An 8718-nucleotide genomic window follows, 5' to 3' on the forward strand; every position below is an offset into this window, starting at 1 on the left:
TTGTAATCATATACACAATTTTTATACAAACCGAATTATGGTTATTATCATGACAGTTAAATCGGTCAGCATTGAGCTATCCTAGTAAAAATAACCAAAGAAAGTTAAATCGTACCGTTGGTGACAGTTATTTCATTCAGGCAGTTTCATTGTAAACTCAAAAAACGTTTTTAGGAGCTATCCATGCGTTATTCATTATTAAGTGTTGTCATAGCATCGACCTTAGCATTAACCGCTTGTGGCAACAAACAAGCAGACAATCAAGCAGCGGGTGCCTCAGCAACGTCAAGCACTGCAGGTAGCAACAAAAACGCCGTATTTACCATCACAGGTGCAGGCGCCTCTTTCCCACAACCTATTTATGCTAAATGGGCAGCTGAGTTCAAAAACGCCACTGGCGGTCAAGTAAATTACCAATCAATCGGTTCATCAGGTGGTATCAAACAAATCCAAGCCAATACTGTTGACTTTGGTGCGTCGGATGCGCCTTTAAGCAAAGAAGAGTTGGATAAAAGCGGTTTAATCCAGTTCCCAACCGTTATCGGTGGTGTTGTACCGGTTGTTAACATCGAGGGTGTTGCACCCGGTCAATTAAAACTAGACGGTGCCACCCTTGCCAATATCTACTTGGGTAAAATCACTAAATGGAATGACCCAGCGATTACCGCATTAAACGCAGGTGTGACACTACCAGATGCGCCAATCACGACGATTTTCCGTTCTGACGGTTCAGGTACAACCTTTAACTTTGCAAGCTACTTAGCCGCTGTATCACCAGAATGGAAAGCAGGTCCAGGTGTAGATAAATCCATTAAATGGCCAACCGCTGCGACAGGTGCAGGTGGTAAAGGTAACGAAGGCGTGGCAAGTAACGTCGCTCGTGCCAAAAACTCAATCGGTTATGTTGAGTACGCTTACGCAAAACAAAACAAAATGTCGCATACTCAGCTAAAAAATGCAGCAGGCAACTTTGTACAACCGTCGGCTGAAAGCTTTGCCGCGGCGGGTAATGCAGATTGGAAAGGTACACCAGGCTTTAACATCGTATTGACTAACCAAGCAGACCCAAATGCCTGGCCAATCTCTGCAGCAACATTCATCTTAGTCCATACTAAACCAACCAGACCAGAAAACGTCAAAAATACCCTTAAATTCTTTGACTGGGCGTATTCAAACGGTGATGAATCAGCAAAATCCTTGGACTTTGTACCATTCTCAGCAGAAAGCAAAGCTATTTTCCGTGACGAGTGGAAAAAAGTTGTAGGGGCTGATGGTAAGCCACTATTTAGCTCAGAGGCTGCCACAGCAACTGCGTCAGCGGCAAAATAATCTCATGATGATGGTTAACAGTTAACAGGGTTAGGCGTGTCAAACGATACGTAGAGCAATAAACAAGTTAGTGCTCTACGTTTTTTTTTCAAATTTCTAGAATTAGTAAACTAAAACTATTTTTTGATGGCTGGGTTCTTATGTCGGATTTACACGCAAAACTCGCAAAGCAAAAACAATTAGACTGGTTGTTTGTCAACGCGACTCGTCTTTTTGCGTTTATCGTGCTGCTGTTGTTAGGTGGTATCTTAATCTCACTATTTCTTGGCGCATTGCCAAGTATGAAAGCGTTTGGCATTAACTTTTATACCAGTAAAGACTGGGATACAGGGATGGATGTATACGGCGCACTCGCACCAATCTATGGGACGCTAGTGACTTCTGTCATTGCCATTTTGATTGCGGTGCCGGTAAGTTTTGGTATTGCCATGTTTTTGACAGAGCTTTGCCCCAATTTTTTAAAACGTCCTTTGGGTATTGCCATTGAGTTGTTAGCGGGTATCCCTTCAATTATCTATGGTATGTGGGGATTTTTCGTATTCGCGCCTTGGTTTTCAGAGCATATCCAGCCTTGGCTGATTGACCATTTGGGTGATGTGCCTTATGTGGGTCGTTTATTCCAAGGTGCGCCGATGGGTATTGGTCTGTTCACCGCAAGTTTGATTTTGGCAGTGATGATTATCCCGTTTATTGCATCGGTCATGCGTGACGTTTTCTCCATTACCCCAAAGATGCTTAAAGAATCTGCCTATGGTTTGGGTTCAACCACTTGGGAAGTGATGCGATACGTGGTGTTGCCTTATACCAAAGCCGGTGTGATGGGCGGTATCATTTTGGGATTGGGTCGCGCATTGGGTGAAACGATGGCAGTCACCTTTGTTATTGGTAACGCTTATAACGTCAGTCCAAGTTTGTTTCAGTCAGGGGTGTCAATCACTTCGGCATTGGCAAATGAATTTGCAGAGTCTGAAGGCTTGCACCAATCATCGCTACTACATTTAGGTTTCTTACTATTTATCATTACCTTTATTGTACTGGTGATTTCAAAATTGATGCTCAGTCGTATGGATAAAAATGCGGGTACGAAATAAGGACGCTGGGGAATACTATGACTACTACCAATATAAATCGTAACAACGCCATCTACAAACGCCGCCGTCTAAGTAATGCTTTAGGGCTGGTATTTGCCGGTTTGTCCATTGTATTTGGCTTGACCTTCTTAGGTTTAATTTTATTCAAATTGTTTTTATCAGGCTCGCATGCGTTATTGACCATGCCCATTTTTACTCAAGACACGCCATCGCCAAACGAAATCGGCGGTCTTCGCAATGCGATTATCGGCTCAATCATGGTGACAGGATTAGGGCTTGTAGTCGGTACGCCGATTGGTATCATGGCAGGTATTTATCTGGCTGAATTTGCCGAAAACAGCTGGCTTGGTAAAGTCACCCGTTTTATGAACGACATTTTGCTATCCGCACCCTCGATTGTGATTGGTCTATTTATTTTTGCGCTCATGGTACAAGGCCGTAACTTCTCAGGTTGGGCAGGTGCAATGGCTTTAGCGCTATTGGTTATTCCTGTGGTGGTACGTACCACCGAAAATATGCTGCGTCTAATTCCTAATACATTGCGTGAAGCGGCTTATGCGTTAGGGACGCCAAAATGGAAACTGGTAACATCCGTTACTTTGCGAGCTGCCAAAACTGGGGTATTAACAGGTATCTTACTGGCATTTGCGCGTATCTCGGGTGAGACCGCGCCGTTACTATTCACCGCGCTCAATAACCAATTCTTTAGCACTGATATGGGTCAACCCATTGCCAACTTACCAAACGTGATTTATCAATACGCCAGCCAGCCATACCCTATTTCAAACCAATTGGCTTGGGCAGGTGCGTTACTCATCACCTTGGCAGTATTAACGTTGAATATTTTGGCACGTGCCTTAAGTGGTAAAGAGCAATCATCACATTGATGATCAATAGAAGATTAAAGCTATTTGCTAGTATCAAACAAAATTTATTAAGGTATTCATCATGACCGCAAAAATGCAAATTCGTAATCTAAATTTTTATTACGGTAAATTTTTAGCCCTTAAAAATATCAACATCGATATCGCTGACAAAAAAGTTACCGCGTTTATCGGACCGTCAGGCTGTGGTAAATCAACTCTGCTGCGTACCTTTAACCGTATGTATGACCTATACCCAGGCATGAGTGCCACGGGCGAAATCAACCTAGATGGACAAAACATCTTGGATAAATCGGTGGACGTCAACTTGCTGCGCGCTCGCGTGGGTATGGTATTCCAAAAACCAACGCCATTTCCGATGTCAATCTATGACAACGTGGCATTTGGTGTGCGTCTGTACGAAAGCTTAAGCCGCGCTGAACTAGACGAGCGCGTTGAATGGGCGCTCAAAAAATCGGCACTATGGAATGAAGTTAAAGATAAACTTAAAGCATCGGGTCTGTCATTGTCTGGTGGTCAGCAGCAGCGTCTGTGTATCGCCCGCGGTGTGGCAACCCGTCCTGAAGTATTGCTACTAGACGAGCCCACCTCGGCACTTGACCCTATCTCAACCGGCTCAATTGAAGATTTGATTTCAGACCTAAAAAATGATTACACCATCGCCATCGTCACCCACAACATGCAGCAAGCGGCACGGGTATCTGACTATACCGCGTTTATGTACTTGGGCGAAATGATGGAAATGGGGGATACTGATAAAATGTTCACCAACCCAGACCGTAAAGAAACTGAAGAATACATCACCGGTAAATTCGGCTAAGCTATTTGGTTATTAGGCGATCTGCGCGTCATTTAATCAATCACAATACCTCGCTGGTGCGGGGTATTTTTTTGCCTAAACTTCTAAGCACAATCAACGTAAAATAAATATTGATAACGATTCTCATTTACACTATAATTCGCAAATTGTCATTATTTTTTTTATTATTTATTCGTGTTTAGTTTTAAGGATGTTTTATGTTGAGCCGTACTTTTAGTTTATCAATATTACCCCTGACGATATCTGCATTACTCTTGACGGCTTGCCAAAAAACCGAGCAAAAAACCGACGTAGCAGCTGCTGCAAGTAGTGCCGCAACAGCGCCTGCAACGAGCAATGCTTCTGCAGTCACAGCGTCGGCGCAGAGCTCAGTTGATTTGAGTAAAGAAACGGCGGAATACAAAGCTTGGGTACAAACCCAAATTGATAGCTTGCTCGCCGATACCCAAAAATTTGTCGCACTGCTCGAAGCGGGTAAATTAGAAGAGGCGAAGGCGTTATACCCAAAAGTACGCATGTATTATGAGCGCTCAGAGCCGATTGCTGAAAGTTTTGGCGACCTTGACCCACGTATCGATAACCGTGAAGCCGACCTTGAGCCCAATGAAGCATGGACAGGCTTCCATGCGATTGAAAAAATCTTGTGGACGCAAAATACCACCAAAGGCACCGAAAAACTGGGCAAACAACTGATTGCAGATGTCAAAGAGTTGCACGCCAAAATTCCAACGGCAGAGGTCACAGGCGATTTGATGGTGCAAGGTTCAGTAGATTTGCTCAATGAAGTATCAACGAGCAAAATCACCGGCGAAGAAGAAATTTTTTCGCACACAGACTTGTATGATTTTAAAGCCAATATTGAAGGCGCCGAGAAAATATTTGCCATTTTAAAACCAAAAATCCAAGCCAAAAACCCAGCGTTAGTCACGGAGCTTGAGCAAAAATTTGACGCAGTCAACCAACTACTTGCCAAACACCAAGTCGGGCAACAAGACTATAAATCTTATAAAGAGTTAACCCCTGCAGATACCAAAGCGCTAGCCGAAGCGGTGAATAGACTTGGCGAATCCTTAGCGCAGATGGGCATTGTATTGCAATAAGTCAAAGGTGAAGCAAAAAGTTGCTTCACTTGACGGTTTTAGGGCGGCATAAAAAGGTAAGTATCAAGTTAGGGGCAGTATGAAACATAGTAAATTAGATAAGCAAGCGCAAGAAACAGGGGTGGGATTAAAAATGTCAAATCGTCGCAGTTTTTTACGCCAATTTGGTGCGCTCAGTGTCGCAGGCGCAGGTTTAGCCGTGTCAGCCTGTCAGCAAAAACCAAGTGAAAACTTACCTAACTTGCAAGCTTTGGATGGTAATCAGTCCAAAGATAGCGATAAAAACGAAAATCCTAAACATGCCGGTAGTGATGCCAATACTACCAAAAATTGTTTTGCGGATGTCAAATATGATTTTTATGGCGAACACCAAGCAGGCATTACCACGCCGTCACAGCGTAATATTTATTTTTTGGTAATGGATTTACATACCGATAAGCTCGACGATGTCAAACAGATGTTCAAAGACTGGACGACCTATGCGGCCAATTTGACGCAAGGTAAAAACATCAAAGCGTATGAAAAAAACCCGTTTGTGCCCCCGACCGACACAGGCGAAGCAGACAGCATGGGCGCGTACGGATTGACGTTGACCTTTGGCATTAGCCCAAGTTTTCTAAAAAAGATGGGACTTACCCATAAGCAGCCCAAAGAATTCCAAGACTTGCCCAAGTTCCCGCGCGATCAATTACGAGAAAATTTGACGGGGGGTGATATCTGTATTCAATCCTGCGCCGAAGATGCCCAAGTGGCGTTCCACGCGGTACGGCAACTGGTTCGCCAAGCGCGTTCTAATATTACCATGCGTTGGAGTCAGTCAGGTTTTGTTGGGTTTGATACCGGCAATCATACGCCCCGTAATTTATTCGGTTTTAAAGACGGTACTGCCAACCAAAGCACCATCAAAGCTGTGGACAAAAACCTATGGGCGGACGCGCCTGATTGGATGAAAGGCGGCACTTATTTGGTCACTCGCATCATCCAAATGCATCTTGAAACTTGGGATCGTACCTCGCTTAAAGGTCAAGAAGATACCTTTGGTCGACATCGTGATAGCGGCGCGGCGATTGGACAAAAAGGCGAATTTGACACCTTTGATGTGCACGCCAAAGACGCGCAGGGTAAAGCAGTGATACCTGAAATTTCCCACATGGGACTGGCAAAACGCACAGGCGTGGAGATGCTACGCCGTTCGTATTCTTACAGTAGCGGCATTAACCCAGCCACCGGGCAGTTTGATTCGGGGCTGCTGTTTATTTCATTCCAAAAATCGCCCGAGCAATTTATCATCATCCAAAATGCCCTAGGTCGTCTTGATAAAATGAATGAATACACCACCCACATTGGCAGTGGGCTATTTGCTTGCTTCGGTGGTATCCTGCAAGGTGGCTACATTGGACAAGCATTATTTGAAGCTTAAAGTTAAAATGCAACATCCATCACTTAAAATAGACGGTTAAATAGACGGTTAAAAAGTTACTCATGATAAACATCACCCAAAAAACCTTGCTAAGTTTTGCTCTAGCAAGTTCGCTGCTCATCAGTAGCCAAGGCTTACAAGCCCAGCAACCAACGCCTGCAAGTGCCCAGATAGCGACGCAAGCGAGTCAACCAGCCAGCAAAAAGCTGAATTTAAGCCCTATTTTTATTAAGCTATCAGACGCGATGGCGGCGATTAAAGCCAATGATGCCTCAAAAGCCAAGGGCACCCTTCTACAAATTCAAACAGCCTTTGATGCCATAGATGCAACGGCAAAAAATTCCACGCTTGGGCAACAGACAAGCCAAGCGATTGGGCAAGCCATCAGTAATCCCACAGAAGCCAATTTATCAGCCGTGTCAAATGCGTTATATGCCTTTGAAAAAGAACAAAATCCTGTAGATTACAGCACGAAGCGAAAAGAGTTTGCCAAAAAAATGGTACCGGCGTATGATAATCTTAATCAAGTCATACAACGTGCAGCGCCGACAGATGTCGAAGCGTTACGGGCGGCTTACAACCAGTTTAATGCCGTTTGGCTAGGTAATGAGCGGGTCGTACGCAATACCAGTATGGGGCACTACGGCAAAATCGAAACACCCATGGCGCTGATGCGAGTGGCGATTGAAACCCAACCCATCAATATGGCGCAAATCAAAACCCAATCTGCTGCGCTAAAAGATGCCATCGACAGTTATAACAAGGGTGACGTAGCTGCTGTACAAACCACACAAACCGTCACTCTAGCAGATAGTATCCAGCTACTGCGCGATGGTTTACAGGCGTTTAAAACAAACGACGCAGCAACTGGTCAAGCCAAGTTAGGCGAGTTTATTAGTATATGGCCAACGGTCGAAGGCGATGTCAGAACGCGTAACCCTAGCCTATATAATCGGGTGGAAAGTCAAATTCCGTTAGTCATGGCGAAGGGTCAAGACCCTAAACAGCAGCAAACACTGCAATCGATTATCAACGAATTGGCAGCAATCAATCCAACAGCCCAATATACCGCGGTTGACTCGATGCTGATATTGCTTCGAGAAGGGTTGGAAGCCTTATTGATTGTCATCTCGCTGTTATCGGCTTTAACCGCTGCCAAACAAGTCAAAGCCAAAAAATGGGTGTATGCTGGTGTGGCTTTTGGCTTACTTGCCAGTATCGCAGGCGCGATGGCATTACAGCTATTATTCCCTGCGGTGACTTCTGCCGCCAATCGTGAGATGTTTGAAGGGGTCATCGGCATCGTTGCGGTGATTATGATGATTGGCATTGGCGCGTGGCTGCATAGCAAATCATCCGTCCAATCATGGAACGCTTATATCAAGCGTCATATGGGACAAGCCATGACGGCAGGTAGCTTTGTGTCGTTATTTGGATTGAGCTTTTTATCCGTGTTTCGAGAAGGCGCAGAGACCATATTGTTTTACGTCGGTATACTACCCAATATCAGCATGAGTAATTTTTTAACCGGGATTGGTTTGGCGCTTGTAGCACTGGCAGCAGTGGCTTGGGTGATGCTAAAAACCTCGGTCAAATTACCGATTCCACAGTTGTTTAAAGTCTTAACTTGGGTGATTTATCTACTGGGCTTTAAGATTTTAGGCGTTAGTTTGCACGCGCTGCAATTGACAGGGTATCTACCGATGACCGCCCTGAGCCGCTTGCCCGCCATTGAATCGTTGGGATTTTACCCGACGCTACAGACATTTTTGGCACAAATCGGCTATGTTGTTATTGTAATCGCCATCAATCTTTGGATGAAAAACCATCAACGTCAGCAAACGGCTGCATTGGCATAACCTTTAATCAAAGATAATTAACGCCATAAAAAAATGGGTAAAACTTGTTTACCCATTTGGTTGTAGCGTCTAGTTTATAACGCATAGTTTGCATAGCATAGTTTATATAATAGTGTAGTCTAAACTAGGCTATAGACTATTATACTACGCCGTTTTTTCCATACGCTCGCGCTGCGATTGACCTTGCCATAAGCCTTCTAGGTCATAAAACGTGC

At 44.4% G+C, this 8718-nt stretch carries 7 protein-coding genes; all 7 read left to right on the forward strand.

What is annotated here, in order from left to right:
* Nucleotides 1-183: 183 nt before the first annotated feature.
* On the forward strand, nucleotides 184-1329 hold the full coding sequence (gene pstS, locus RT064_RS09485) for a phosphate ABC transporter substrate-binding protein PstS (protein ID WP_313063057.1): 1146 nt from the start codon (nucleotides 184-186) through the stop codon (nucleotides 1327-1329).
* Nucleotides 1330-1469: 140 nt separating this feature from the next.
* Nucleotides 1470-2420 carry a phosphate ABC transporter permease subunit PstC gene (pstC, locus tag RT064_RS09490; RefSeq protein WP_036593090.1) on the forward strand — a complete coding sequence of 317 codons (951 nt, stop codon included), beginning with the start codon at nucleotides 1470-1472 and terminating at the stop codon, nucleotides 2418-2420.
* Nucleotides 2421-2437: 17 nt separating this feature from the next.
* On the forward strand, nucleotides 2438-3307 hold the full coding sequence (pstA, locus tag RT064_RS09495; RefSeq protein WP_313063058.1) for a phosphate ABC transporter permease PstA: 870 nt from the start codon (nucleotides 2438-2440) through the stop codon (nucleotides 3305-3307).
* 61 nt (nucleotides 3308-3368) lie between these two features.
* A complete protein-coding gene (gene pstB, locus RT064_RS09500; protein ID WP_248107246.1) occupies nucleotides 3369-4124 on the forward strand; it encodes a phosphate ABC transporter ATP-binding protein PstB in 756 nt (251 codons plus the stop codon).
* 197 nt (nucleotides 4125-4321) lie between these two features.
* A complete protein-coding gene (gene efeO / locus RT064_RS09505) occupies nucleotides 4322-5224 on the forward strand; it encodes an iron uptake system protein EfeO (protein WP_313063059.1) in 903 nt (300 codons plus the stop codon).
* A gap of 79 nt (nucleotides 5225-5303) precedes the next feature.
* Entirely contained in the window at nucleotides 5304-6644 is a 1341-nt protein-coding gene (gene efeB / locus RT064_RS09510; RefSeq protein ID WP_313063060.1) for an iron uptake transporter deferrochelatase/peroxidase subunit, read from the forward strand.
* 62 nt (nucleotides 6645-6706) lie between these two features.
* A complete protein-coding gene (locus RT064_RS09515) occupies nucleotides 6707-8503 on the forward strand; it encodes an FTR1 family iron permease (RefSeq protein ID WP_313063061.1) in 1797 nt (598 codons plus the stop codon).
* Nucleotides 8504-8718: the final 215 nt, after the last annotated feature.

The sequence above is a fragment of the Moraxella sp. CTOTU49097 genome (assembly GCF_032064105.1).
GTDB lineage: Bacteria > Pseudomonadota > Gammaproteobacteria > Pseudomonadales > Moraxellaceae > Faucicola > Faucicola osloensis_B.

Coding starts and splice junctions, on each gene's coding strand:
- pstS (WP_313063057.1), top strand. CDS start 184: ATGCGTTATTCATTATTAAGTGTTGTCATAGCATCGACCTTAGCATTA.
- pstA (WP_313063058.1), top strand. CDS start 2,438: ATGACTACTACCAATATAAATCGTAACAACGCCATCTACAAACGCCGC.
- pstC (WP_036593090.1), top strand. CDS start 1,470: ATGTCGGATTTACACGCAAAACTCGCAAAGCAAAAACAATTAGACTGG.
- efeO (WP_313063059.1), top strand. CDS start 4,322: ATGTTGAGCCGTACTTTTAGTTTATCAATATTACCCCTGACGATATCT.
- pstB (WP_248107246.1), top strand. CDS start 3,369: ATGACCGCAAAAATGCAAATTCGTAATCTAAATTTTTATTACGGTAAA.
- efeB (WP_313063060.1), top strand. CDS start 5,304: ATGAAACATAGTAAATTAGATAAGCAAGCGCAAGAAACAGGGGTGGGA.
- RT064_RS09515 (WP_313063061.1), top strand. CDS start 6,707: ATGATAAACATCACCCAAAAAACCTTGCTAAGTTTTGCTCTAGCAAGT.